Here is a 24,435-nt window from a genome sequence, read left to right as displayed (position 1 = left end):
GTGTGCGGGGATGTTTATGTTCGGACTGCCCAGCGTAATTTACCCCCGCGACGCCGTCCACCCCGGCGAGACCTTCAAGATGTGGCGTCGCGCCGGGGGTCGTAGGATAAGCGCCATGACGAAGCAAGGCGCCCGCGCCAAAGGTATCGCCAACATCGCGATGGATGGGACGATCCTCGACACGTGGTACCCCTCCCCCGCCCTCATCGACGGCGCCGGCCTGGTGCCGGGCACGGTCCGGCTCGGCGCGGCGGACATCCCCGACTCTTACCTCAAGCTGATCATGCGCGACGACGACCGGCTGGTTGAACAGGTCGCCGTGGAGACCACCATCGCGGACCTGCAGTCCCAGGCCGTCGACGCGCACGACGTGTACCTTCGGCTCCACCTGTTGTCCCACCGGCTGGTCAAGCCGTTGACCATCAACATGGACAACGCGTTGCGGACGTTGTCCACGGTGGTGTGGACCAACAAGGGCCCGGCGTTGCCCGACAACTTCGAATTCCAGCGCACCGAACTGCGCTCCCGCGGGCTGATCCATGTCTACGGCATCGAGAAACTGCCCCGGATGGTCGATTACGTGGTGCCGTCGGGCATCAACATCGCCGAGGCCGAGCGCGTGCGGCTCGGTGCGTACCTGGCCCCGGGCACCCGGGTGCTGCGCGAAGGCTACGTCTCCTTCAACTCCGGCACCCTCGGCGCGGCGCGGGTGGAGGGGCGGCTGTCGTCGTCCACTCTCGTCGGCGAGAGCTGTGAGGTGGGCCTGTCATCGACGTTCATGGCCAAGCGCCGCCACGACACCCTGCGGGAGCCGATCACGATGGGAAACAACTGCCGCCTGGGCGTCAGCTCCGGGGTGTTGGGCATCTCCCTGGGCGACGATTGCACGGTGGAGCCCAACATCGTCATCGCCCCGGACACCCAGCTCTACGACACGAGCCTGGACCAGCACGTCCGGGGCTCCACCCTGGACGGTCTCTCCGCCTGGACGGTGCGGATGTCCCCGGATCACTCCGTCCCGGTGGTGCACTGGAACAACCGTCGGTGATTCCGAACCCGGCCCTTTTCACTGAGTGTCAGGTCACACGATAGGATTTCCCCTCATGAGCACGAATACCAGCCTCGGGAGCGGCCTTAAAACCCGCCATTTGACCATGATGGGATTGGGCTCCGCCATCGGCGCCGGCCTTTTCCTCGGGACCGGCGTGGGCATCCGCGCCGCCGGCCCCGCCGTCCTCCTCGCCTACATCGCGGCGGGCGCCATCGTCGTCCTCGTGATGCAGATGCTCGGTGAGATGGCGTCGGCCCGCCCGTCGTCGGGTTCCTTCTCCACGTACGGGCGTCAGGCTTTCGGCCACTGGGCGGGTTTCGTGCTGGGCTGGTTGTACTGGTTCATGCTGGTGATGGTCATGGGCGCAGAGATGACCGGCGCCGCCGCCATCATGGGTTCCTGGTTCGGCGTGGATCCGTGGATCCCGGCGTTGGTGGCCGTGGTGTTCTTCGCGTTCGTGAACTTCGCCAAGGTCCGCGGGTTCGGCGAGTTCGAGTTCTGGTTCTCCTTCATCAAGGTCGCCGTCATCATCGGTTTCTTGATCGTCGGCGTGCTGCTGTTCTTCGGTCTGCTGCCCGCCAGTGAGCCGATCCTGTTCAGCAACATCAGCGAGGTCGACTTCGCCCCAAACGGTCTGCCCGGCATCGCCGCCGGCCTGCTGGCCGTGGCCTTCGCCTTCGGCGGCATCGAGCTGGTGACCATCGCGGCGGCCGAGTCCGACAACCCTTCCCAGGCCATCGGCACCGCCGTGCGTTCGGTGATCTTCCGCATCATCGTCTTCTACCTGGGCTCGGTGCTGGTCATCATCATGCTGGTGCCCTACGACCAGATCCAGGACGCCTCCACCGCCGCGGAGTCCCCGTTCACGCAGGTGCTGTCTCTGGCGAATCTGCCCGGCGTGGTCGGCTTCATGGAGGCCGTCATCGTCCTGGCCCTGTTGAGCGCCTTCAACGCCCAGATCTACGGCACGTCCCGGCTGGTCCACGACCTGGCCCGAGAAGGCGACGCCCCGCGGATCTTCAAGGTGACCAACCGAGAGAACGTCCCCATCAACGCGGTCATCCTGTCGATGATCTTCGCCTTCATCTCCGTCGGCCTGCAGTGGTGGAACCCGACCGGCCTGTTGACGTTCCTGCTCAACGCGGTGGGTGGTTGCCTGATCGTCATCTGGATCATGACCACCGCCAGCTTCCTGAAGCTGCGCCCGGCCATCGAGGCCGCGGGCGAGACCCCCTCCGTGCGCATGTGGGGTTACCCGTGGCTGAGTTGGGTGACGATGGCCCTGCTCGTGGGGTTGGTGGCGCTGATGCTTTTCGACGAGGCCGCGCGCTCTCAAATCGTCTCAGTCGTCGTTGTCACCGGTGTTCTGGCTATACTGTCGCTGACCACGAAAAACAACAAGAAACGGAAGATCACGACGTGACCTCCAGCGCCTATGCCCGGGGCCTGGCCACCCTGACCTATGACGGCACCGTCCTAGATGTGTGGTACCCCGCCCCGAAGTTGGATGAGCCGGTGACCGCAGCCGGCACCGAGCGGCTGGAGACCACGCCGCAGCAGTTCGCCGCCCTGGCCGGCCCGGACGAGACCCGCGGCGTGGCCCGCGTGCCCGTCGCCACCCGCATCAGCGACCTCGGCCAGGCGCCGGTGGACGCCTACGACGTCTACCTGCGGCTGCACCTGCTGTCCCACCGGCTGGTCAAGCCCGGCGAGGTCAATCTCGAGGGCGCCCGTGAGCACCTGGCCAACGTGGTGTGGACCAATTACGGTCCGTGCGCGATGAAGGACTTCCAGATGATCCGTGGCCAGCTGGCCGGCGGGGCGCCGGTGACGGTGTTTTCCGTCGACAAGTTCCCGCGCCTGCTGGACTACGTGGTGCCCGACGAGGTCACCGTCGTCGACTCCGGTCGCGTGCGCCTGGGCGCCTACCTGGCGCCGGGCACGGTCGTCGGCGCGGACGCCTTCATCGACTACGGCGCCGGCTCGTTGAGCGCGGTGACCGTGAACGAGCGCGTCTGCTTCGGCGAGACCGTCGGTTAGCGGCCCAACGCCGCGTACACTTCCCTGCCACGTTCGGTGGCGGGGAAGTTTTCTATGATCTCACCCAGTTCGGCACGAGTGCCGTTGGCTCCGAAGGCCGGGCTGAACGGCTGCAGCCGCACCCCTTCGGGCAGCCCGCCGATGTAGAGCGGATCGAAGCCGACGTCGTCGATCAACCCCATCACGGTCTCGCCGGCGGCGCGTGGCCCGGCGACGGCGATCGCGCGACGATCAGGGTCTCCGGCGGGGCGGCCCAATTCGTCGAGGTCGTGGTAGCCCATGTGGTTGAAAGCTTTGACCACGGTGGACTCCGGCAGCTGGGACTGGATGAATTCGCTGGTGGAGGCGTCCGCCGCACCGAAGGGGCTGTCGCGCCCGTCGGTCTCCCACCAATAGTTCATGGCGTCGACGACGATTTTCCCGCGCAGCTGCTCCACGGGCAGGGTGTCGTGTTTGCGCAGCGGGATGGCCACGATCACCAGGTCCGCCTCCTCGGCGGCGTGCGCGCTGGTCGCGGTCGTGGCCCCGGGGGCGAGCACGCTGGCGATCAAGTCGATGTCGGCGGGGTCGCCGGAGGCCGCCAGGTAGGTCTCATACCCGGCCTCCACCGTCAGGCGGGCCAGAATCGTGCCCACTTTGCCTGCGCCGAGAATTCCGATCTTCACACAAACCTCCAGTTGTTGCCGTGTCACCATGGACAACGTCCGGAGGCCGCAGACTATTCCTGCGTGGCCGGCATACGCTCCTGCACCACCACCACTTTGGGCTTGCGGAAGGTCCAGAGCTTGTTGATGACGAAGTTCACCGGCATCGCCACGATCACGGAAATCGCCGCCGCCCAGTAGAACTTCGTCCGCAACCCAGTGGAGTTGTCGAAGATCTCGTCCGGCAACGCCACCGGCGACGTCGGGTTCATCATCAACGTGGCAGCCAGCTGGCTGACCAGAAACGCGAAGAAACCGGTGGCCAAAAACGGAAAGAATCCCCGCCACCAGCTGCGTTTGGTGACCCCGCGGAAAGTCCAGGAGCGGTTGAGCTGATAGTTCCAGGTGTTCGCCACCAAAAACGCGATCGTCATGATCACGTGGTACCAGCGGATGTTCCAGGGCGTGCCCGGCAGTCCGGCCACCACGTCCTCCGGCGTGAGCCCCGCGCCACTGAGCAGCATCCTGGTGACCACGTAGACGACGAGGAGGTTGACCAGGGTGCCCGACCCACCGACGAGGCCGAACATGAAAAACTGCCGCAGCGTCGAGAGCATGTCCACGGTGCTGAACTTCTTTTTCACCGCAGTGGAGCCCGATTCTCCCATGCCGCGTCCTCCCCTTGCCTGGCGTACCTGTAATCAATCAAGGTTAGCCGGTAGCCCCCGCAAAGACGTAAAGACCCGCTCGCGCCCGTCGACCGGGTCCGCGAACTCCACGCCCGCGGCCAGCAAGTGCAGCGGGGAAGAATAGTCACGCAGCTTGAGGCCGAGATCGCGCGGGTACACGTCGTCGCCGACGATCGACGCCCCGAGGTGAGCCAGCAACACCCGCAACTGGTGGGTGTGTCCGGTCAGCGGCTCCAGCTCCACGACGGTGCCCGCCCCGCGCAGGCGGGTGACGGTCATCGTCCCCTCGTCGTCGACGGCCACCGACCGCCCGCCCGGCTGTTTGCGCATGGGCACCGACAGCTCCCGCCACGTCGGCTGCCCCACAGCCGTCACCGTGCGCGCGAGGTAGCGTTTGCGCACTTTTCGATCCTGAAAGAGACGCTGGTAGGCGCCGCGGGTCGCCGGGCGCCGGGAACAGACCACCACCCCGGCGGTGAGCCGGTCCAGGCGGTGCAGCGGGGTGACGTCCTCGCCGAAGTCGCGGCGCAGGCGCGTCTGCACGGTTTCCCGGACGATCCGGCCGTTGCTGGTCGTCGGCAGAAAATGCGGCTTGTCCACGACGATGAGCTCTTCGTCGACGTGGAGCACATGGTAGTCGAAGGGGATCGGCGGTTCTTCGGGAATCACCGGAAACGTCCACGCCGGGACGGGACGCTCCAGGACTGTGCCCGGGGCGATCAGTTCGCCCGGCCGGTAGGGCGAGTCGCCGGCCCGGGCGGCGAAGAACTCGCCGACGGGAGTGGTGCCGCGTAGCACCGTGCGCACGGCGGTGAGGCCGCCGCGGGCGGGCGGGCGGCCGTCGGCACGCTCAGCCGACACGGAGTCGCTCGACGGCGGCGTCGATGCGCTCGTCCGTGGCGGTCAGCGAGACACGCACGTGCTCGCCGGAGTTCGGCCCGTAGAAATCACCCGGAGCCGTCAGGATGCCGCGCTCAGCCAGCCACGCGACCGTGTCGCGGCCCGGCTCCCCGCGGGTGGCCCACAGGTAGAGCCCCGCCTCGGAATCGTCGACCCGGAAACCGGCCTTGAGCAGAGCTGAGAGCAGCTTCGCGCGACGCGTGGCGTAGCGCAGCTTCTGCAGCTGCTCTTGACCGTCATCGTTTAAGGCGGCGATCATGGCGTGCTGGATCGGACCCGGCACCATGAGCCCCAGGTGCTTGCGCACCCCGGTCAGTTCGGCGATCAGCGCGGGGTCGCCGGCGAGGAAACCGGCGCGATAGCTAGCCAGGTTGGAGGACTTCGACAGCGAGTGCACCGCGATCAATCCGGTCAGGTCGCCGTCGTTGACGCGCGGGTCGAGGATGGACAGCGGCACGTTCTCGTCGTCCCAGCCCAGGCCGATGTAGCATTCGTCCGCGACGAGGATGACCCCGCGGCTGCGCGCCCAACCCACGACTTTGCGCAGGTGGTCGACGCCCAGCACCTTGCCGGTCGGGTTGGACGGCGAGTTGATGAACATCAGGTCCGGGGTGGCCGGGCCGATCTTCAACAACGAGTCGGAGCGCAGCGTGCGGCAGTCCGCGAGGGTCGCCGCGACCTCGTAGGTCGGGTAGGCGATCTCGGGGATGACGACGGTGCCGCCGCGCACCCCCAGCAGCGTGGGCAGCGTCGCGATGGCTTCTTTCGTGCCGGTCACCGCCAGCACCGCCTCCGTGTCCACACCCGTGACCCCGTAGCGGCGGCTGAGCCAGTCGGCGATCGCCTCCCGCAGCTGCGGCGACCCGGTGGTCGGCGGGTAGCCGGGGTCGCCGGCCGCCTCCGCCAGGGCCAGCTGGATGCCGGGTGCCACGGCGTCGACGGGGGTGCCGACCGAGAGGTCGACGATACCGTCCGGGTGGGCGGCGGCGGTGTTCTTCGCCTCGGTCAGCGTGTCCCAGGGAAAGTCAGGCAGCCGCTCCCCCAGCGGCGTTCGCGCAGCCAAGGCCTAGAGCTCGACGTCTTGGTTCTGCGGGGGCAGCGCGGCGATCTTCGGGTGGTCGAAGTCCAGCGGGCCGGACGCGGCGGCGCCGCCCGGGGAGCCGAGGTCGTCGAAGAAGGCCACGTTGACGTCGTAGTACTCCTCCCACTCGTCGGGGGTGTCGTCCTCGTAGAAAATCGCCTCAACCGGGCAGGCGGGTTCGCAGGCGCCGCAGTCCACGCACTCGTCAGGATGGATGTAGAGCATGCGCTTGCCCTCGTAAATGCAGTCGACGGGGCATTCCTCGACGCACGAGCGGTCGAGGACGTCAACGCAGGGTTGGGCAATGATATAAGTCATGAGATCTCCGTGTCTCCTGTCTTGGTGCTTGGTGCGGGATGGCAGACAGTATGTCATTTTCTCCGGATAAGGGGCCAAAGTCCACCGGATACACCCGCGACGAGCAGCAGAATCGATCGAATGTTATTTCCTACCAGTTGATCGCCACTGACTGCGGGCCCGATGACGAGCACCGCGTACGTGGCGATCCACGCGTACAGGGGGACGGCGGCGACGGCTCCCCTGTCCGTCCACAGCCTAGCGGTGCGCGTGAGCACGACGTTAAACAGGAACGCAATAATAATCGTGTACGGTGCGGCCACCCGCGTGCCGTCCGGCAGGGTGATCCAGGTGCCGAGGTACATCACTTCCAGGAAAGCGGACAGCGCCGCCGCCAGCGACAGCCACACCAACCCGCCGATCATCTCCCCGCGGGAGAAGTCCGTGCGGATGACCCTGTCCTCGGAAACCATCAGCGTTCGATTCCGGCCAGGAGGTCGGTGGGCCCGGCCAGCGGGACGCCGGCGCCGAACTGGTAGTGCTCGCGGCGCATGATCGGCTGGGCGATCAGGTTCGACAGCGCGTACACGGTATGCGGCGCCTGGGCGCGGGCGGCGCGTGGGTTGGTCGCGGAGACCCCGCCGTCGGCGATCCACAACTGGGTGGCGTGCGCCCGCATGGCTTCGCGCTTGCGGTGGTAGAGCTCGTCGTCGAGCTCCAGCCAGGCGTCGACCTTCTCGACGGCCGCCAACTCGCCGTCGCCGGAACGGCGCCACCCGGCGGGGATCTCCTCGATCGCCGCCAACGCCTCGTCCAGCTCGGCGCGGGAATGCACCGCCCACAGGATGCGGGGCACCGGGACGCGCTGCGCGGCGGCGTGGGTGATCTCGTGGGCGCGGATGTGGTCCGGGTGCCCGTAACCGCCGTCCGGGCCGTAGGTGAGCACCAGGTGCGGGCGCAGGCGCTCGAAGAGCCCGGCGAGTTCGTCGACGGCCGCCTCGCCGGAGTTGACGAAGGCGCGCGGGTTTTCCGCCGAGGGGGACCCGACCATGCCGGAGTCGCGGAAGCGTCCCGCCCCGCCCAGGTGGATCCCGCGCACGCCGAGTATCTCGAGGGCGCGCCCCAGCTCCCCGATGCGGAAGCCGCCGAGTTGGTCGGCCTCGTCGTTGACCAGGCGCCGGTAGGTCTCCCCGATCACCTCGCCCTCTTCGCCGAGGGTGCAGGTGATCACGGTGACGTCCGCGCCGCGGGAGGCGAAATACGCCAGCGCCCCGCCGGTGGTGATGGCTTCATCGTCCGGGTGGGCGTGGACGGCGACGATCCGGTATCCGCTCAGTTCGTTCATGGTTCTTGTCTCTTCCAGGTGGACGCCGCGCCGAGGCCCGTCGTCCAGGCGTTGAGGTCTGGGTCTGGGCCCACGATACCTTGCCCCAGCACCACGACCCGGCGCTCGTCCAGCAGCGGCACGACCAGCGTCTCCGCCTGGTTGACTCCCCGGAGGATCGCCTCCGTCTGCTCCGCGTCCAGCTCGCCGGCCAACGACGCGCTGAGCGCCTCCTGGGTCTCCGGGGCGCAGAAACCCGAGAAATTGCGCAGCCGTGGATCCGCGGGGTCCGCCGGGCACAGCAACGGCGACACCGCGGTGGGGCGGGTGTCGTCGTCGCGGGACCAGGCGACGACGGCGTCGACGTCGCCCGCCGGCAGGCGTCGACCGGCCACGTCAATCAGGTCCGTGGACACCAGCTCGGCGTCGACCTCGGCGCGGGCGAGCACGTTGACCAGGGTGCGGGCCGCCGCGGAAGCCTGCTCGCCGGCGGGGTCGGCGGCGATCCGCAGCGGTTGCCCGCCGGTGGCCTCCTGCAGCAGCGTCAGCGGCTGCCCGTTCGGCGGGATGTGTTCCGGCACCGCGAGATTCGCGCTGCGGCCGGCGGCCTGACGCGCGATGAAGGGCACGTCGATGAGCCCGGCGAATTCCGCCCGGGCCTCGGGCGCCGACAGGATGTCGGAGGTGACGGAAAAAGTCAGCTGCAGCTGGCCGGGGCCGTCGACCAGCCGCACCTGCGTGTCCGGCAGGAGCTCGTAGGCCGCCACCGACGTCTCCTCCGGCACGACGTCCAGGTAGGAGATCTGGCCGGTGCGCAACAGGTCGACGCCTTGGTTGACGGAGTCGACCTCCTTCAGGGACAGCACGTCCGTGTCCGCCGCGCCGTGGCCCCAGAACCGGTCGTTGCGGTGCAGGGTGATCATGCCCCGGGCCCGGTCCACGTTGGCGACCATGTAGCGCCCGCCCGAGGCGGGGATGGTGGCGAAGTAGGCGGTGGCGAAGTCGGAGGCGTCGGCCTCGGCGAGGTGGCTGGGCAGCAGGTGGTGAAACAGCGGGCGGAAGTCGTCGACGCGCTGGTGGAAGTCGACGTCGACGGTTTTGCCGCCGTCGGAGGTCCGGATGTCGGAGATCGCCAGGTACCCGGCGGGGTCGACGACGCCGGGGGTGGTGGTCAGAGCCCGCCACAGGTAGATGAAATCGGCGCCGGTGATCGGGGTGCCGTCGGACCACTGCGCCGCCGGAGAGATGACGTACCGGACGGTCTGGGCCGCCGGGCCGTCGATCTCTTCCGCCGACACCAGCAGGTTCGTGTCCATCTGCCCGCGCCAGAACGCGCTGGGCAGCACGAGGTCCGCGATCGATTCGACGGTGGCCATGCTGTCGCCCACCAAGTGCGGGTTCAGCCCGTTGCGCAGCGGCTCCACCCCCGCGCCGATGGACGTCCGAGTCGCGCTCGGCGGACGGCTGGTGGTGGTCGTGGTGGTGGCGGTCGGCTCAGGTTCCGGCTCCACGACCGGCGCCGGGCCTGGGCGGGCGGAGCAACCGACGAGGAGGCCGGCGGCCAGCATCGCCGCCGCCACGCGCAGACCGGGACGAAACGTCATTCTTTACTACCTACCAGCTCTTGTCCCCGGGCGCGCAATGCCGGTGCACAGAGCGCCGCAGCGACACCGACGACGACGAGCACGCCCAGCGCCACGCGCAGGCCGCTCCACTCGGCGATCAGGCCGATGACGGGGCTGGCCGCCAGGAACCCCACCCGCATCAGCCAGCTGACGGCGGTGACCCCGTCGCTGGGGCGCAGGCCCGGCAGCGTGCCTGCGGCGGCGTAGGCGCTGGGCACCAGCGTGGCGCAGCCGAAGCCAGCCAGAGCCAGGCCGGCGTACAGCGGGGCGGACTCGTGGGCGAAGATCACGAACACTCCCCCGGCGGCGATGAACAACCCGCCCGCGCGGGCCACGACGGCCCGGCCGAAACGGTTGATCAGCATGTCGCCGGTGAAGCGTCCGATCATCTGGGCGCTGAGCACCACGGTCAGGGCGACGCCCGCCTGCGGCAGCGGCACCCCGGCGAAAGACACGGCCGCCAGTCCGGCCCAGTTGTTGGCGACGTCCTCGACAACCGTGCCCGAGCCGGCCACCAGGGCGACGGGCAGCGACAACCACAGAATGCGAGTCAGCGGGACGCGGCGTGCGGCGGCGTTCCCGGGGTCGCCGACGGCCAGGGCCGGGCGCGGAAGTGGGCCGACCAGCCAGGCGGCGAGGACGACGGCGGCGGCGATGACTGCCGCGGCGACCGTCAGGTGGGTCGTGACGCCGACGCCGCTGGTCGCGGCCCAGGTGGCGGCGGCGCTGCCGACGACCGCCCCCAGGGACCAGCAGGCGTGCAGGGAGGACAAGATCGAACGGCCGAGGGCGTCCTGCACCCGCACGCCGATGACGTTCTGGGAGACGTCGACGACGGCGTCGAACACCCCGAACACCAGCAGGATGAAGGCGAACGCCCACGCCCCGGGGGCGACGCCGACGGCGGCGGCCGCCACGGCGAGCACGAGGGTGCCGGCCAGCACCGTGGCGCGGGGACCGAAGCGCCGCTCGGCCCAGGCGGGCAACGCCGTGGACAGCAGTGAGCCCGCCGCGAAGCAGGCCACCAGCAGGCCGAAGAGGGCGTCGGAAAGCTGCCACTGGTCCTTCAGCGTGGGGTACCAGGGCAGCAGGGACGCAAAGGCGGCGCCGTTGGTGGCGAACATCAGCCCGACCCCGGCGGGCGCCGTCGTGCGCACGAAAAGAAGCGTTACTTGTTGAGGTTCTTCTCGCGGGAGCGGGCGCGGCCGCGCTCGGTGGCGGAGAGGATGAGCTTGCGCACGCGCATGACGTCCGGAGCCACCTCGACGCACTCGTCGGCGCCACAGAACTCGACGGCCTCCTCCAGGGAGAGGGTCTTCGCCTTGTTCAGGGTGACGGTGGTGTCGGCGCTGGCCGCACGCATGTTCGTCAGCTTCTTTTCCCTGGTGATGTTGACGTCCATGTCCTCGTCGCGGTTGTTCGCGCCGACGACCATGCCCTCGTAGGCCTCCGAGCCCGGCTCGACGAAGAAGGTGCCGCGATCGGCCAGGGACTGCAGGGCGAAGGCCGTGATCTTGCCGGATCGGTCGGCGACCAGGGAACCGGTCGGGCGGCCCTTGATCTCGCCGGCCCACGGGCGCGGCTCGATCGGGAAGGAGTTGGCGATGCCCGCGCCGTGGGTCTCCGTCATGAAGGTGGTGCGGAAGCCGATCAGCCCGCGGGAGGGGACGTCGAACTCCATGCGGATCCAGTCGCCCGCGCCGGCGCTCATCGCGGTCATCTGGCCCTTGCGGGCGGCCATCAGCTGGGTGACGTTGCCCTGGTACTCGCTCGGGGCGTCGATGATCATGTGGTCGTAGGGCTCGTGGAGCTTGCCGTCGATCTCCTCGGTGACCACCTGCGGCTTACCGACGGTCAGCTCGAAGCCCTCGCGGCGCATGGTCTCGATGAGCACGGTCAGGGCCATCTCGCCGCGGCCCTGGACCTCCCAGGCGTCGGGACGCTCGGTCGGCAGGACCTGCAGCGAGACGTTGCCGATGAGCTCCTGGTCGAGGCGGTCCTTGATCATGCGGGCGGTCATCTTGTCGCCGCCGCCGCGGCCGGCCATCGGGGAGTTGTTGACGCCGATGGTCATGGAGATGGCCGGCTTGTCCACGGTGATCGGGGGCAGCGCGTCCGGGTGCTCCGGGTCGGCGAGGGTGTCGCCGATCATGATGTTCTCGATGCCGGAGATCGCGGCGATGTCGCCGGCGATGACCGGGCCGTCGGTGGAGACGCGGTTGACGCCGACGGTGGTCAGCAGCTCGGCGACGCGGACGTTCTTGATTTCCTGGTTGCCCTCCTCGTCATGGTGGATCCAGGCGACGGTCTGGCCCTTCTTGAGGGTGCCTTTGTGGATGCGGACCAGGCCGATGCGGCCCAGGAAGGAGGAGGAGTCCAGGTTCGTGACGTGCGCCTGCAGCGGGGCGTCGACGTCGGCGGACGGCTGCGGCAGGACGTTGTAGATGACGTCGAAGAGAGCCTGGAGGTTGTCGGCCGCCGGCGGGTTGCCGTTGCCCGGGTTCTCGGTCGAGGCCTTGCCCTCGCGGCCGGAGGTGAACAGCACCGGCAGATCGAGCAGGGTTTCGGCGGCCTCGGCGGCCTCCGGGTCATCGATGGCGGAGGCCAGCTCGAGGAGCAGGTCCTGGGCCTCTTCGACGACCTCGTCGATGCGGGCGTCCGGGCGGTCGGTCTTGTTGACGCAGATGATCACCGGCATCTTGGCGGCGAGCGCCTTGGACAGCACGAAGCGGGTCTGCGGCAGCGGGCCCTCGGAGGCGTCGACGAGCAGGACGACGCCGTCGACCATGGACAGGCCGCGCTCGACCTCGCCGCCGAAGTCGGCGTGACCCGGGGTGTCAATGACGTTGATGACGAGGTCAGAGCCGTCCTTGCCCTTGCCCTGGCGGCGGATGGAGGTGTTCTTGGCGAGAATGGTGATGCCCTTCTCGCGTTCCAGGTCGCCGGAGTCCATGACGCGGTCAGTCACGCCGCCGTGGTCGCCGAAGGCGCCGGACTGCTCCAGCATGGCGTTGACGAGGGTGGTCTTGCCGTGATCGACGTGTGCGACGATGGCGACGTTACGGAACTCGGGATAAGACGTCACGAAGGGGTTCTCCTTGGAGGATTGAAAGCGAATGCCCCGTAACGATACTCGCCAACCTCGCCCAATGCACTACCGGCGCATCCGGGTGTAACGAAATGGTCACGGGGGTCGACGTTATCCGCAGACGGTTGCTCGCCACCACAAAGCAGTTAGAGTTGCGTAAGTAAACTACTGAAACCCTAGTTGCGCATGTGACAATAATATCGAGAGGTTTTCGTGTCCCGCCCCCACACCCTCCCCGCGCGTCGCGCCATCGCGGCCATCGCCGCCACCCTGCTCGCCGCCGTCGTCGCCGTCGCCGCACCGGCACAGGCCTCCGCCTCCTCCCTCCCGAACCTTCCTCCCCCGCCGGAATTGCCCGACCTCTCCCAGAACGTCTGGCTGGATGAACTCGGCCGCCCGACGCAGCACACGCAAGACCAGGTCCGCCTCCTCGCCGACCAGCCCTGGGTGCCCGACGAGGCCAGCGACCTGATGCTGACCGCGCTGCACTTCTTCGCCGGCACCGGCGAGCCGGGCGGGCCGCCGCTGCCGGAGGAGGCCCCGACCTTCACCCAGTTCTACTGGCCCACGGTCTCCGGAAACTGCATCGGCGACGGGCTGAACTCCGTCGGCTCCGCCCTCGCCGTACCCGGGCCCGCGGACATTCCGGCCCCGGGTGCGGCGCCGGGCCAAACCGCGTTCCTGTTCACCGCGCTGGGCACCGCCCCCGCCGCGGGCGAGCAACACATGACCGTGCGCTGGTTCAACATCGACACCCTCACCTACGGCGAAACCCCGCTGACGGACCACGGCATCAACCCCGACGGCCCCGCCACCGTCTCCGGGGTCGGGGACACCGGTAACGGACGCATCCTGGCGCTGGTCGAAGGCACGGTCACCACCGAAGACAATGCCTGCTCTTTCCTCCCCACCGCCGCATTCATCGAAGCGAGATAGCACGTGGATCTGCACCCGATCAAGCACGAAAGTTTTGACGTCCGGTCGCGCATCAACACCGACCCCAAGGGATTCCTCCGCCAGGTGGACGCCTACCGACCCACCGATTTCGGCCTGTACATGGCCCGCGGCGCCGACCACCCGCGATTCGGTTACCTGGAATCCTGGCTGCTGCCCGACCTGAATCTGCGCGCGAACATCTTCCACTTCCGCGCCGGCGTCGATGAGCGCCAGGACTTCTACTTCGACGTCGCCCACGTCGAACGCGGCGCACCCGACGGCGGGATCTGGACCACCCGCGACCTCTACGTCGACCTGGTGTCCGTCACCGGCGAATCGGTGGACGTCCTCGACATCGACGAATTGTCCGCCGCCTGCGCCGCCGGCCTGATCAGCGCGCAAGACACGGAGTTGGCCATCGACGCCACCCTCACCGCCGTCGAGGGCATCACCCGCCACCACGACGACGCCATGGCGTGGTTGGGCTCCCTCGGCTACGACGTAACATGGGCCGAACACGTCGAACTCGCCCCGGAGATGTAAATGGATCGGATCTACCACAACCCCCAGTGCTCCACCTCCCGTGAAGCGTTGAAGACGCTCAAGGCCGCCGGCCGCGACCCCGAGGTAATCAAGTACCTCGACGCCCCGCCGAGCAGGGAGGAACTCGCCCGGCTGATCGCGGACGCTGGCCTGAGCGTGCACCAAGCCGTGCGCACCCGCGAGCCCGCCTACCAGGACGCTGGCCTGAGCAAGGACAGCAGCGACGATGAACTGCTGGACGCGATGATGAAGACGCCGCGGCTGATCCAGCGACCCATCGTGGTCACCGACAAAGGCGTCCGCATTCCCCGCCCCCTGTCACTGCTGGACGAGATTATCTAGCCCCCTTGCCGGCGCCGGTTTTTCTGCACGTGCAGAATCATCGTCGTCGAAACTCAGGGCGCCCGACTCATCCCAGTCGCCGCGCCACTCCGCCGCGGGGGCGTCGAATAACCCCGGCTCCTGCCCCACCTTCATCGGAAGGCTACGGTTCTGGGACAGGTAGACGCTGCCGTCGCGGAAAGAAAACCGCAACGCCGCGCCTTCGACCTCGATCTTCGCCATGCCGGAGGTCACCAACGCATGGCACGCGGAGCACAACGGGATGAGGTTGTCCGTGTCCGTGCATCCCCCGGCGGAATACTCCACGATGTGGTGGAACTCCAGGAAACGGGCGTGGTTGCACGCCGGCATCGCGCACTGAAACATCCACCGCGCCAGCAACGCCGTCTCTTGCCCCGGGGTCACCAGCCGGCGGGCCCGCCCCATCTTCATGGTCACCCCCTTGGCGTCGAGCAGATGCCCCCGGAACCGGCCGTTGAGAACCAGGTCCTTGAGCAGGTCGGAAGGCGCCCCCGGGTTGGCTGGCAGAAAGGCGTGGCCGTCCTCGGTGACCATCACGTGCACCTGCGCGCCCGGAGCCTGCCGCGCGCTCGTCTCGGCCGTGCGGGCGAGGTTCATCATGCCCAGCAACCCGGACAGCAACGCGGAGCGCAGTGGCGGTCCGAACCGGGTGACGGGGTGGCCTTTCCCGTCGGTGGCGGGCAGCGCCGGAGCTTCCGCCTCGGCGGCGTCGATGAGTTCGCCGACCGCTTCATCGTCGGCGCGCTCCTGCGGGTCGACGTCTGCCAGATCCCGCAGGTTCGCCAGTTCCCCGCACTTCAGGGCGGCGGCGAACTTCGCCCCGAGTTCGGGGCTCAGGTCCCCGGAGAAGCGGTACCGGCCGGTGTTTTTGTCGATCCACATCTTGAAGCTGTCCTCGCGCGGACCGTCATCGTCGTCGACGCTGCGACGGCCGGCGAGCGCTAAGGCCAGTTCGTTCAGGCTCAGCGCGACCGCCAGCGCCAACAGCTCGGCCTCGTTCTCGGGCGTCAGGTGCGAGGCCAGAAGACGGATCTTCGAGTAGGACAGCTCCGCCGCGAGGAAAGCGGCGGCGATCAGCGGAAATTTTCCCAGTGTCCGGGAGACGCCGAGGTATTCGTAGGCGGTTTTATCCGCGACGTCCAGGGCGCGGCCCAGCCAACACACCGTGGAAGGCGCTCCGGCCGCGCGAGCCAGGTCGCGGGCGTCGAACTCCGCGAGCGAGATCAAAAAACGGGCTTTGTGGCGGGTCAGGTCGTCGTGGGCGCAGGTCAGAGAGGTCAGTAGGTCGGTGTCGGTCAGGTCGTGGCCGTCAGCGAGCGTGGTGGCCAAGGCGAATTCCCCCGAAGTAGAACATCGTTGCGACTACGCCCCCATCATGCACCATCGCACAGACATCCGCTACGAAAAATCGAAACTCAGTTCGATAAACATTCGTCGACCGCCACGTGCCCCGGGCCCGCGAAATGCACCGCCTCCTGCGCCGCCCACATCTCCCACCAGGGTGCGTAACCGGGGTCACGCCGCAACGCCCGCTCTTTCCGCACCTGTTCCGGCGCCGTGATCCGCACCGTACGCACCCTCCCCGACCTAGACGCCGCGGCGATCGAGTCTTCGGTCACCGCGCCCGCCCCCTCGACGATCAGCGAGTCCGCCGGATCCAACGGGACCCACTCCGCCCGCCGATCGTGCACCCAATCCCAGCGCCAGAACCCCGGCCGCCGCGGATGCAGCACATCCTCGGCCACCATGCGTGAACCCTCCGCGAGTCCGCCCCACCCCGGGTAGAAGTCGTCGAGGTGCACCAGCGTCATCCCGGTCTTCTGCGCCAGGCGGCGCGCATACGTCGTTTTGCCGGAGCCGGAAGGTCCGTCCACGAGCACGACACTACGTTCAGACATACCCGTCACCCCAGCCCCAGAAACCGGAAAGTGCCCGCCCACACGGCCACACCCAGCGATCCAACCCCCACGATCAAGGCCACAGACATGACCAGCCAGTCCCGGGCATGCAACACAGACCGCCGGGCCCACGTGCGCCGTCCCTCCCGACCGAAACCGCGCGCCTCCATCGCCGTCGCCAGCTTCGCCCCACGGCGCAAGGAGGAGACCAACACACCAAACGCCAGGCCCACCCAGTACCGCGGCCCCGTCCGGTCGGACATCCCGCGGGCCCGGCGCGCCCGGCGCATGGATTCCACGTCCTCGCGCAGCAGCCCCACCAGTCGGAGGGCGGCGACGGAACCGATGACGAATCGCGGTGGCAGGCGCAGCACTTGGGACAGTCCGTCGCCGAGGTCGGTGGGGTCGACGTCGGCGCTGAGCACGATGACCGGCAGGGCGACGGCGAGCACGCGCAGGAAGATGGCGGCGGCGAGCCACACGGAGTTGTCGGTGACGGTGATCAGCCACCAGGAGAAGTAGACTTCGCCGCCGGGTTGGCCGTAGAGCAGCATGGAAACGGCCGCGACGGCGGCGGCGACAATCAACCACCAAGAGCGTCGCAGCAGCCGCCACCAGGACATCCCGCACAGCGGCGCCATGACGAGCGTGAAGGCGAGCACCACCGTCGCGGAGACGGGGTCGATGCTCAGCAGCAGCGGGGTGGCGATGAGGATGACCGCGAGGATGCGGGTCACGGGGTTGACGCCGGCGAGCAGGTTCATAGCCTCACCTCCTGGTCGCCGAGGGCGGCGGTGAACACGTCGTCGTGGGTGATGGAGGCGACGGCGACGCCGGCGTCGGTGAGTTCTCGCAGCAGTGTCACGAGTTCGATGAACGTGGTCTCGTCCTGTCCGAAGGTCGGTTCGTCGAGGATGAGCACGCCGGGGGTGTCGACGAGGGCGGTGGCGACGGACAAGCGGCGTTTTTCTCCGCCGGAGAGGGTGAACGGGTTGGCGTCGAGCAGGTGTGTCAGCCGTAGGCGTTCGAGCAGGTCGTCGGCGCGTGGGGAGTCCCCCACTTCCCCGCGCACGGTGCGGGCGATGAATTGGTGCTCGGGGTCTTGGAAGACGTAGCCGATGCGGCGGGCCAGGTCCGAGGATTTCCAGCGTATCGACGGCCCCGTGAGCCCTCTGCGCACCGACTCGGCGTAGTGGACTTTCCCGTCGAGCGGGGCGAGCAGCCCGGCCAGCGTCAGGGCGAGGGTGGACTTTCCGGCGCCGTTGGGCCCGGTGATCACGGTGGACGCTCCGGCAGGCAGGGCCAGGGTGCGCGGCGGGCCCCATTCGGTCACCAGTTCCTCGGCCCACACCAGCGGTTCTCCGGTGGCGGGGCGGGCCGGCGGCACCTCGGGCACGGGCGGCAGCGCCGCGATCTCGGACAGCCCGTCGCCCAGGTGCAGAATGCGGTCCACGACGGGCAACCAGTGGGTGGCCCGGTGTTCCGCGACAATCAACGTCGCGCCGGTGCGCTTGACGACGCGCGCCACCGCCGCGACCACCTGCTCCCGGCCGGCGGGGTCCAGGTTGGCGGTGGGTTCGTCGAGTAAGAGGATGCGTGCGCCCATGGCGATGACCCCGGCGAGTGCGAGGCGTTGCTTCTGCCCGCCGGACAGGTGCCGGGTGGGGTGGTCCAGCGGGAGGTCGAGGCCGACCAGTTCGAGGGCTTCCTCGACCCGGGGCCAGATGTCGGCGCGCGGGACGCCGAGGTTTTCACAGCCGAAGGCCACGTCGTCGCCGACGCGGGTGGAGATGACTTGTGCGTCCGGGTCCTGCAGGACCATGCCGACGGCGCCGTCGACGTGCAGATCGCCGCGGCTTTCGCCTTCTTCGTCGTCGCTGAGCAGGCCGGCGATGGCGGCCAGCAGGGTGGATTTTCCGGCGCCGGAATCGCCGGTCAGCAGAATCCGCTCCCCCGGCGCGACGTCGAGGTCGACTGCGCTCAGGGCCGGGTGCGGGCGAGTCGCGTGCCGGTAGGAGTAGCCGCGGGCGGCGATACGGCCGGTCATGTGGTCCGCTCCCGGTGTTCCCGGCCGGCGGCGAAGCGGTCGAGCACGCCCGTGGCGGCCAGCGCTCGGACGATGATCCAGCCGAGCACGCCGGCCAGCACCGCGCCGGAGACGAGCAGGGAGGACAGGTAGATGAGGTTGAATTCGAGGGTGCGCGCCAGGTTGCCGGCGGTGAACAGCTCGAGGACGAAGGCGCCGAGGGCGGAGACGGCGCCGGCGAGGGCGGCGGGGGCGACGCCGAAACGTCGATAAGCGAAGGCCGCGAAGACCAGCTCGGCGCCCAGTCCTTGGGCGACGCCCGAATACAGTGTGCCGATGCCCCACACGTTGCCCAGCAACGCGGAGACGATGGCGGCGAGCAATTCGACGAATAACGCCGCGCCCGGTTTACGGATCACCAGCCCGCCGATGACGCCGCCGAGCAGCCAGGGGCCGGCGAACAGTCCGCCGAGCCCCGGCGCCAGGGAGTCGAGGGCCAGGAAAGCGAAGTAGCCGGTGTAGTTCCAGAGGAAAAAGATCACCCCGCAGGCCACGCCCAGGACGGCGGCGATCACGATGTCGACGACACGCCATCTCACGACGCGTGCGGGGGTGGGAGTGTCGGCCATGGTTGTCTTGTCCTTCCTAGCGCCGGTGCTAACCGGATCAGGTTCGACGGTTCGCCGTGTGACGGCGTCTCAGCCCGGACTTACACCGGGTACCCGTGGGATCGAGGACATATTCTAGCCCACAGAAAAATCGACTCCCGAACTGGTGCTTTGGCCCGAGAAATATAAATGGCCGGTGTGTTGAGCTGCGTTTTCCGCCTCCCTCCTTGCGGTGCGCGTCACTTTTCAGTTCGCTCGGTGTCAATAGCGAGACGAAGTCATAAGGAGCACACCATGCGAGTCGCCGTCATCGGAGCCACGGGCAACACCGGAACCGCGGTGTTGCGCGCCCTCAAAGACACCCCGGAGGTCACCGAGATCATCGGCGTCGCCCGCCGCCTGCCCGACCCCGAGACCGAGCCCTACACAGACTGCCGGTGGGAATCCGTGGACATCGGGGCCAGCACCGACACCCCCGAACGCGGGGAAGAAGTCATCGGCGAACTCACCGAACTTTTCGACGGCTGCGACGCCGTCATCCATCTCGCGTGGCTCATCCAGCCCAACGACCGCCGCGAGCTGCTGCGCCGCGTCAACGTCACCGGCACCGAGCGGGTCGCCGAAGCCGTGGCACGCGCCGACGTCCCCCACCTCGTGGTCGCCTCCTCCCTCGGCGCCTACGAGCCCGACCCGGCTCGCCAAGAACACTCCGACACCCCTCCGCCGGCGCGCGACGAGACCTGGTCGGTCACCGGCATCCCCGGCTCCCACTACAGCGAGGACAAAGCCGACCAGGAACGCGCGCTGGACGCCTTTACTGAACGCCACCCGGAGGTCACGGTCACCCGCCTGCGCCCCGCCCTGATCTTCCAGGGGCTCGCCGCCTCCGAAATCCAGCGTTACTTCCTCGGCGAATGGCTTCCCCTGCAGGCCCTCAATGCAGGGGACCTGCCCGGTCTGCCGGTGCCGTCGAATCTGTTTGTGCAGGCCGTCCACGCCGACGACGTCGGCCGGGCGTATGCCGCCGCCGTCGTTCACCGCCTCCCCGGCGCCTTCAACATCGCCGCCGACGACATCCTCGGCCCCCAGGAACTGGCGGACATCGTCGACCACGGCAGGGTGATCCCGGCGCCCGCCGCCGTCGTCCGTGCTGCCCTGGCCGCCGCGTACAAGACCGGCGCCGTCCCCGCCGACCCGGGCTGGATCGACATGGCCATGAACGTGCCCATGCTCGACTCCACCCGCGCCCGGGAGGAACTCGGCTGGCGGCCCACTCACTCGGCGGCCGACGCGCTGGCGGAGCTGCTCGACGGCCTCGCCCACGGCAGCGGGCACAACTCCCCGCCGCTGCAACCCCGCGACCTCAACGACGCCGACGTCCCCGAAGTGTCCGAACCGGCCGCCCGCGGCGCCTCTGCGGGAGAATCGACCGACCCGGGCATCTCCGAGGACCTGTCGGCAGACATTCTCGGCCTGTACGTCTCCGACCACCTCACCGGCGCCACGGCGGGGGCCAACCGCATCGAACGCATGGCCAATGACTTCGTCGACACCCCCGTCTACCCGCTGCTGGCGCAGGTCGCCCTCGAGATCAAGGCCGAGCGCACTTTCCTGCGCAATCTGGTCCACGACCTCGACATCAAACAGCGCCGCTACCGTCAGGTCACCGCCTGGGCCGGCGAGCGCGTCGGCCGCCTGAAATTCAACGGCCGCGTGATGGAACGCTCCCCCATGACCATGCTGCTGGAAACAGAACTCATGCGCGGGGCCATCACCGCCAAGCGGGGCGGCTGGCTGACGCTGCGGGCCAACGCCGAGAACCTCGGCCTCGACCCGGACGTGTTCACCGACCTGGTCACCGCCGCGGACAAACAACTCGAATCATTAGAGCGCGTACATGAGTACGCTCGGGTCAGGGCCTTTGACGAGGATCGCCGGATCTACCGCGAAGAGTCCTGACCCATACCCTCACTACACACCAAGGAGACAAAACAATGACTGAAGCCAACCGCTCCAACCCGAACCCGGCCGAACCGGACCACCGCGACGAAAACGACGCTCAGGACGCACCGAAGAGCCCGGATCAGAACGTCGACGACGTCGCCGCGGCCAAGAAGGCCGAGGCCGACAACGCCAACCCGTCCCCCAAGAAGGAGGACGCCGGCACCCTCGACAACGACGATCTCGCCGACGAGCAGGGCGAAGAATCCTTCCCCGCCTCTGACGCGCCGGGCAACTACTAAGCGAGAGATCATGTCCACTCCCACCGCAGACGACCTCGCCGACCGCATCGGCCAACTGGCCCAGGCGGCCGACATCGAGGTCGCGGTGGCCGAATCCCTCACCGGCGGCGCCATTTCCAGCCGCCTGGCCGCCGCCCCCGACTCCTCCACCTGGTACGCCGGGGGCGTCGTGGCCTACGAAACTCACGTCAAATACGAGGTGCTCGGCGTTCCCGACGGACACCCCGTCGTGACCGAAGAAGCCGCCGCCGCCATGGCGGCCGGCGTCGCCGACCTCATGCGCGCCGACGCCGCCGTCGCGGTCACCGGCGCGGGCGGACCGGAGCCACAGGAAGGACAACCACCGGGCACCACCTGGATCGCCGTCTGCCTCCGCGGTGAGGTCACCACCGAACTGCACCACTTCTCCGGCGAACCCGCCGACATCGTGGAAAAAACCGAGTTGCACGCACTGCGCTCACTGCACGACCGACTACCGCAGAAGGAAGAGCACACGTGAAAGCACTGACCTGGCAAGGCAAACGAAAAGTCAGCGTAGAAACCGTCCCCGACCCGAAGATCGAAGCCGCCAACGACGCGATCATCGAAGTCACCTCCACCGCCATCTGCGGCTCCGACCTCCACCTCTACGAGGTCCTCGGCCCCTTCATGGAACCCGGTGACGTCATCGGCCACGAACCCATGGGGCGCGTCGTCGAAGCGGGCCCGTCCTCGAACCTGTCTGAAGGCGACCGCGTGGTCATCCCCTTCACCATCGCCTGCGGCAGCTGCTGGATGTGCGACCGCGGCCTGTACTCCCAGTGCGAGACCACCCAGGTGAAGGAATACGGTTCCGGCGCCAAACTCTTCGGCTACTCCAAACTCTACGGCTCCGTCCCCGGCGCCCAAGCCGAATACCTGCGCGTGCCCCACGCCGACTTCGGCCCCATCAAGGTCGGTGAGGACCTGCCCGACCACCGCTACCTCTTCCTCAGCGACGTGCTCCCCACTGCCTGGCAGGCCGTGCAGTACGCCGACGTCGGGGAAGGCGACGCCCTCGCGGTCTTCGGCCTGGGTCCCATCGGCCAGATGTGCGCACGCATCGGCCGTCACCTCGGCGCCCGCGTCTTCGGAATCGACCCGGTCCCCGAGCGCCGTGCCATGGCCCAACGCCACGGCGTCGAGGTCTTCGACTACACCGACGAGACCAACGACGCGATCCGCGACGCCACCGACGGCCGCGGCCCCGACGGCGTGGTCGACGCCGTCGGCATGGAGGCCCACGGCTCCCCGCTGGGCAAGGCCGCCCACCAGGCCGTCGGCCTGCTGCCCGACGCGCTCTCCGAACCGCTGATGGAAAAAGCCGGCGTGGACCGCCTCGCTGCGTTGCACTCCTCGCTCGACCTGGTCCGCCGCGGCGGCGCCGTCTCGCTCAGCGGCGTCTACGGCGGCGAGGCCGACCCCATGCCGATGCTCACCCTCTTCGACAAGCAGATCCAACTGCGTGCCGGCCAATGCAACGTCAAGGCATGGATCGACGATCTCCTGCCGCTGGTGGAAGACTCTTCTGACCCGTTGGGCGTCGACGACCTGGTCACCCACCGCGTGCCGCTCGATGAGGCGCCGGGCGCCTACGAGATGTTCCAGAAAAAGGAGGACGACTGCATCAAGGTGGTCCTGGATCCGAAGGCGGAGAGCTGATGAATACCCCGTTCTGGCCCCAACCCGTCACCAATCACCCGGTGGATTTCCCCGCCGACGCCCACGTCGACGTGGCCGTGGTCGGGGCGGGCTTCACCGGCCTGATCACAGCCTTGCTTCTGGCCGAAGAAGGACGCAGCGTCGCCGTCCTCGAGGCCCGGGGCGTCGGCGCCGGAGCCAGCGGATCCACCACCGCCAAGACGACGTTGCTGCAGGGCATCCGCTTATCGACGCTCGCCCGCACCCACTCCATCGACGTCGCCGCCGACTACCTCGCCGCCCACCGCTTCGGGCAGGGCTGGTTGCGGCACTTCTGTGAGGACAATGCGGTGGACGCCCACACCGTCAGCGCCTTCACCTACGCCCCCACGGAAGATTCCGTCGCCGACATCCGCCGCGAGTACGAGGTGGCGCAGGAACTCGGCCTACCCGTCGCCCTGCACGACAACCTGCTCACGCCTTTCCCCGTCCACACGGCCGTGGAACTGCCCGAGCAATTCCAACTCAACCCCGCCGACCTGCTCACCGCGCTGGCCCGTCGCGTCACCGACGCCGGGGCCACCGTCACCGAAGGCGCACGCGTCACGGACCTGACCGCCGACGATGAGGCCGGCCGGGTCACGGTGACCACCACTGCCGGGGACATGACCGCGGGCCACGTGGTGCTGGCCACCGCCACCCCGATCCTGGACAAAGGAACGTCCACGATGTCGCTGGTGCCCGAGCGGTCTTACCTCTGCGCCTACGACCCCGCCCCCGGTTCCGTGCTGCCCGACGGGATGTTTTTGTCCGTCGGCTCCCCCGGCATCTCCCTGCGCACCTACCTCGATGGAGAGGAGCCCCGGCTGTTGGTCGGCGGCGCCGGGCACCGGACGGGCCAGTCCCGCGACACGAACGAACAGATCGCGGAAATCGACGCCTGGACAGACGAGCACTTCCCCGGCGCGCGGCGCACCCACAGCTGGTCCGCGCAGGACTACCACCCCGTCGGGATGGTGCCGCTGGCCGAAACGATGTCCTGGGGTGACGGCCGCGTCCACTTCGCGGGCGCGTACAGCAAATGGGGCATGACCGGGGCCCCGGCCGCCGCGCGCCGGGTGACCGACCTCATCCTGGGCCGTCCGGAACAGATCAGCTTCGGTTCCCCGTCGGTCGTGGGCTCCGCCGCGACTACGGCCACACAACAGACCGGAGCGGTGACCGCCCAGGTAAGCAACATCGTCGACACGGTCCGCGACCGGAACCGTCAGGTCAGCCGGGTGTGCCCGCACATGGGCGGAACGCTGGCGTGGAACGAGGCCGAGCAGTCCTGGGACTGCCCGCTGCACGGTTCCCGCTTCACCGCCGACGGCGCGCTGTTGGAGGGCCCGGCGACACAGGATCTGAAACGTCTTTAACT

25 protein-coding genes and 1 pseudogene are annotated in these 24,435 nt (G+C 68.4%); 11 read left to right on the top strand and 15 right to left on the bottom strand.

From position 1 onward, the window contains the following. The first annotated feature begins 115 nt into the window (after positions 1-115). The 3 genes and pseudogenes from B841_RS05320 to B841_RS05310 all read left to right on the top strand — a co-directional run. A complete protein-coding gene (locus tag B841_RS05320) occupies positions 116-1,048 on the top strand; it encodes a DapH/DapD/GlmU-related protein (protein ID WP_020934459.1) in 933 nt (310 codons plus the stop codon). A 55-nt stretch (positions 1,049-1,103) separates the two neighbouring features. Further along, positions 1,104-2,474 carry an amino acid permease gene (locus tag B841_RS05315; RefSeq protein ID WP_020934458.1) on the top strand — a complete coding sequence of 457 codons (1,371 nt, stop codon included), beginning with the start codon at positions 1,104-1,106 and terminating at the stop codon, positions 2,472-2,474. Further along, a pseudogene (locus tag B841_RS05310) lies at positions 2,471-3,088 on the top strand (2,3,4,5-tetrahydropyridine-2,6-dicarboxylate N-succinyltransferase); the annotation flags it as partial. The gene B841_RS05315 and the pseudogene B841_RS05310, both read left to right, overlap by 4 nt. On the opposite strand, the gene B841_RS05305 reads toward B841_RS05310, so the two are convergent. Genes B841_RS05305 through typA form a run of 10 tightly spaced genes read right to left on the bottom strand, consistent with a single transcriptional unit; the run spans position 3,088 to position 12,736 of the window. Beyond that, complete coding sequence (locus B841_RS05305) at positions 3,088-3,756, bottom strand: NADPH-dependent F420 reductase (RefSeq protein WP_020934456.1); 669 nt, start codon at positions 3,754-3,756, stop codon at positions 3,088-3,090. The pseudogene B841_RS05310 and the gene B841_RS05305 sit on opposite strands and share 1 nt — an antisense overlap. A 53-nt stretch (positions 3,757-3,809) precedes the next feature. After that, positions 3,810-4,403 (bottom strand): GtrA family protein, encoded by a 594-nt coding sequence (locus tag B841_RS05300; protein WP_020934455.1) that lies wholly within the window; start codon positions 4,401-4,403, stop codon positions 3,810-3,812. Positions 4,404-4,436: 33 nt separating this feature from the next. Next, entirely contained in the window at positions 4,437-5,222 is a 786-nt protein-coding gene (locus B841_RS05295; protein ID WP_211215556.1) for a pseudouridine synthase, read from the bottom strand. A 52-nt stretch (positions 5,223-5,274) separates the two neighbouring features. Beyond that, a complete protein-coding gene (gene dapC, locus B841_RS05290) occupies positions 5,275-6,387 on the bottom strand; it encodes a succinyldiaminopimelate transaminase (protein WP_020934453.1) in 1,113 nt (370 codons plus the stop codon). Positions 6,388-6,390: 3 nt separating this feature from the next. Continuing rightward, positions 6,391-6,723, bottom strand: coding sequence for a ferredoxin (fdxA, locus tag B841_RS05285; protein ID WP_020934452.1), 333 nt, complete (start codon positions 6,721-6,723; stop codon positions 6,391-6,393). Positions 6,724-6,776: 53 nt separating this feature from the next. Beyond that, entirely contained in the window at positions 6,777-7,175 is a 399-nt protein-coding gene (locus tag B841_RS05280; protein ID WP_020934451.1) for a hypothetical protein, read from the bottom strand. Further along, positions 7,175-8,047, bottom strand: a complete 873-nt coding sequence (mshB, locus tag B841_RS05275; RefSeq protein ID WP_020934450.1) for an N-acetyl-1-D-myo-inositol-2-amino-2-deoxy-alpha-D-glucopyranoside deacetylase — start codon at positions 8,045-8,047, stop codon at positions 7,175-7,177. Before mshB ends, B841_RS05280 begins: the two co-directional genes overlap by 1 nt. Next, the gene (locus tag B841_RS05270; protein ID WP_020934449.1) at positions 8,044-9,630 is read right to left on the bottom strand and encodes an ABC transporter family substrate-binding protein; all 1,587 of its coding nucleotides are present in this window, start codon (positions 9,628-9,630) and stop codon (positions 8,044-8,046) included. Before B841_RS05270 ends, mshB begins: the two co-directional genes overlap by 4 nt. After that, a complete protein-coding gene (locus tag B841_RS05265) occupies positions 9,627-10,808 on the bottom strand; it encodes an MFS transporter (RefSeq protein WP_020934448.1) in 1,182 nt (393 codons plus the stop codon). Before B841_RS05265 ends, B841_RS05270 begins: the two co-directional genes overlap by 4 nt. 11 nt (positions 10,809-10,819) lie before the next feature. After that, positions 10,820-12,736, bottom strand: a complete 1,917-nt coding sequence (gene typA / locus B841_RS05260) for a translational GTPase TypA (RefSeq protein WP_020934447.1) — start codon at positions 12,734-12,736, stop codon at positions 10,820-10,822. 216 nt (positions 12,737-12,952) lie between these two features. Here typA and B841_RS05255 point away from each other — a divergent pair, with 216 nt between their 5' ends. The 3 genes from B841_RS05255 to arsC are packed head-to-tail and all read left to right on the top strand — an operon-like array spanning position 12,953 to position 14,560. Beyond that, the gene (locus B841_RS05255; RefSeq protein ID WP_020934446.1) at positions 12,953-13,675 is read left to right on the top strand and encodes an Rv1157c family protein; all 723 of its coding nucleotides are present in this window, start codon (positions 12,953-12,955) and stop codon (positions 13,673-13,675) included. A 3-nt stretch (positions 13,676-13,678) separates the two neighbouring features. Continuing rightward, positions 13,679-14,218 (top strand): DUF402 domain-containing protein, encoded by a 540-nt coding sequence (locus B841_RS05250; protein WP_020934445.1) that lies wholly within the window; start codon positions 13,679-13,681, stop codon positions 14,216-14,218. Continuing rightward, complete coding sequence (gene arsC, locus B841_RS05245) at positions 14,219-14,560, top strand: arsenate reductase (glutaredoxin) (RefSeq protein ID WP_020934444.1); 342 nt, start codon at positions 14,219-14,221, stop codon at positions 14,558-14,560. On the opposite strand, the gene B841_RS05240 is transcribed toward arsC, so the two are convergent. From B841_RS05240 to B841_RS05220, 5 genes are all read right to left on the bottom strand, one after another. Beyond that, positions 14,537-15,910, bottom strand: coding sequence for an HNH endonuclease signature motif containing protein (locus B841_RS05240; protein ID WP_020934443.1), 1,374 nt, complete (start codon positions 15,908-15,910; stop codon positions 14,537-14,539). The genes arsC and B841_RS05240 overlap by 24 nt on opposite strands. A gap of 86 nt (positions 15,911-15,996) precedes the next feature. After that, positions 15,997-16,479 (bottom strand): AAA family ATPase, encoded by a 483-nt coding sequence (locus B841_RS05235; protein WP_041631760.1) that lies wholly within the window; start codon positions 16,477-16,479, stop codon positions 15,997-15,999. Between the two features lie 5 nt (positions 16,480-16,484). Further along, positions 16,485-17,243, bottom strand: coding sequence for an energy-coupling factor transporter transmembrane component T family protein (locus tag B841_RS05230; RefSeq protein ID WP_020934441.1), 759 nt, complete (start codon positions 17,241-17,243; stop codon positions 16,485-16,487). Then, positions 17,240-18,526, bottom strand: coding sequence for an ABC transporter ATP-binding protein (locus tag B841_RS05225; RefSeq protein ID WP_020934440.1), 1,287 nt, complete (start codon positions 18,524-18,526; stop codon positions 17,240-17,242). The genes B841_RS05230 and B841_RS05225 overlap by 4 nt, the downstream gene beginning before the upstream one ends. After that, positions 18,523-19,134 (bottom strand): ECF transporter S component, encoded by a 612-nt coding sequence (locus B841_RS05220; protein ID WP_020934439.1) that lies wholly within the window; start codon positions 19,132-19,134, stop codon positions 18,523-18,525. The genes B841_RS05225 and B841_RS05220 overlap by 4 nt, the downstream gene beginning before the upstream one ends. A 273-nt stretch (positions 19,135-19,407) precedes the next feature. On the opposite strand from B841_RS05220, the gene B841_RS05215 reads away from it, so the two are divergent. From B841_RS05215 to B841_RS05195, 5 genes are read left to right on the top strand one after another with little or no spacing between them, the layout of a single operon-like run. Next, entirely contained in the window at positions 19,408-21,072 is a 1,665-nt protein-coding gene (locus B841_RS05215; protein ID WP_020934438.1) for an NAD-dependent epimerase/dehydratase family protein, read from the top strand. 35 nt (positions 21,073-21,107) lie between these two features. Continuing rightward, complete coding sequence (locus B841_RS05210; protein ID WP_020934437.1) at positions 21,108-21,356, top strand: hypothetical protein; 249 nt, start codon at positions 21,108-21,110, stop codon at positions 21,354-21,356. A gap of 10 nt (positions 21,357-21,366) precedes the next feature. Beyond that, complete coding sequence (locus B841_RS05205; protein ID WP_020934436.1) at positions 21,367-21,855, top strand: CinA family protein; 489 nt, start codon at positions 21,367-21,369, stop codon at positions 21,853-21,855. Then, complete coding sequence (locus B841_RS05200; RefSeq protein ID WP_020934435.1) at positions 21,852-23,036, top strand: zinc-dependent alcohol dehydrogenase; 1,185 nt, start codon at positions 21,852-21,854, stop codon at positions 23,034-23,036. The genes B841_RS05205 and B841_RS05200 overlap by 4 nt, the downstream gene beginning before the upstream one ends. Beyond that, positions 23,036-24,433, top strand: coding sequence for an FAD-dependent oxidoreductase (locus tag B841_RS05195; RefSeq protein ID WP_020934434.1), 1,398 nt, complete (start codon positions 23,036-23,038; stop codon positions 24,431-24,433). The genes B841_RS05200 and B841_RS05195 overlap by 1 nt, the downstream gene beginning before the upstream one ends. The last annotated feature ends 2 nt before the right edge of the window (positions 24,434-24,435 follow it).

This window comes from Corynebacterium maris DSM 45190 (genome assembly GCF_000442645.1).
In the GTDB taxonomy this organism is placed as follows: domain Bacteria; phylum Actinomycetota; class Actinomycetes; order Mycobacteriales; family Mycobacteriaceae; genus Corynebacterium; species Corynebacterium maris.
The sequence above is the reverse complement of the archived record's forward strand: the minus strand, read 5'-3'. Positions and strand labels throughout refer to the sequence as shown.

What these genes read in the sequence shown, in the direction of transcription:
- B841_RS05320 (WP_020934459.1), top strand. Translation starts at nt 116, where the DNA reads ATGACGAAGCAAGGCGCCCGCGCCAAAGGTATCGCCAACATCGCGATG.
- B841_RS05315 (WP_020934458.1), top strand. Translation starts at nt 1,104, where the DNA reads ATGAGCACGAATACCAGCCTCGGGAGCGGCCTTAAAACCCGCCATTTG.
- B841_RS05300 (WP_020934455.1), bottom strand. Translation starts at nt 4,403, where the DNA reads ATGGGAGAATCGGGCTCCACTGCGGTGAAAAAGAAGTTCAGCACCGTG.
- fdxA (WP_020934452.1), bottom strand. Translation starts at nt 6,723, where the DNA reads ATGACTTATATCATTGCCCAACCCTGCGTTGACGTCCTCGACCGCTCG.
- B841_RS05280 (WP_020934451.1), bottom strand. Translation starts at nt 7,175, where the DNA reads ATGGTTTCCGAGGACAGGGTCATCCGCACGGACTTCTCCCGCGGGGAG.
- mshB (WP_020934450.1), bottom strand. Translation starts at nt 8,047, where the DNA reads ATGAACGAACTGAGCGGATACCGGATCGTCGCCGTCCACGCCCACCCG.
- B841_RS05270 (WP_020934449.1), bottom strand. Translation starts at nt 9,630, where the DNA reads ATGACGTTTCGTCCCGGTCTGCGCGTGGCGGCGGCGATGCTGGCCGCC.
- arsC (WP_020934444.1), top strand. Translation starts at nt 14,219, where the DNA reads ATGGATCGGATCTACCACAACCCCCAGTGCTCCACCTCCCGTGAAGCG.
- B841_RS05235 (WP_041631760.1), bottom strand. Translation starts at nt 16,479, where the DNA reads ATGTCTGAACGTAGTGTCGTGCTCGTGGACGGACCTTCCGGCTCCGGC.
- B841_RS05230 (WP_020934441.1), bottom strand. Translation starts at nt 17,243, where the DNA reads ATGAACCTGCTCGCCGGCGTCAACCCCGTGACCCGCATCCTCGCGGTC.
- B841_RS05225 (WP_020934440.1), bottom strand. Translation starts at nt 18,526, where the DNA reads ATGACCGGCCGTATCGCCGCCCGCGGCTACTCCTACCGGCACGCGACT.
- B841_RS05220 (WP_020934439.1), bottom strand. Translation starts at nt 19,134, where the DNA reads ATGGCCGACACTCCCACCCCCGCACGCGTCGTGAGATGGCGTGTCGTC.
- B841_RS05215 (WP_020934438.1), top strand. Translation starts at nt 19,408, where the DNA reads ATGCGAGTCGCCGTCATCGGAGCCACGGGCAACACCGGAACCGCGGTG.
- B841_RS05210 (WP_020934437.1), top strand. Translation starts at nt 21,108, where the DNA reads ATGACTGAAGCCAACCGCTCCAACCCGAACCCGGCCGAACCGGACCAC.
- B841_RS05205 (WP_020934436.1), top strand. Translation starts at nt 21,367, where the DNA reads ATGTCCACTCCCACCGCAGACGACCTCGCCGACCGCATCGGCCAACTG.
- B841_RS05195 (WP_020934434.1), top strand. Translation starts at nt 23,036, where the DNA reads ATGAATACCCCGTTCTGGCCCCAACCCGTCACCAATCACCCGGTGGAT.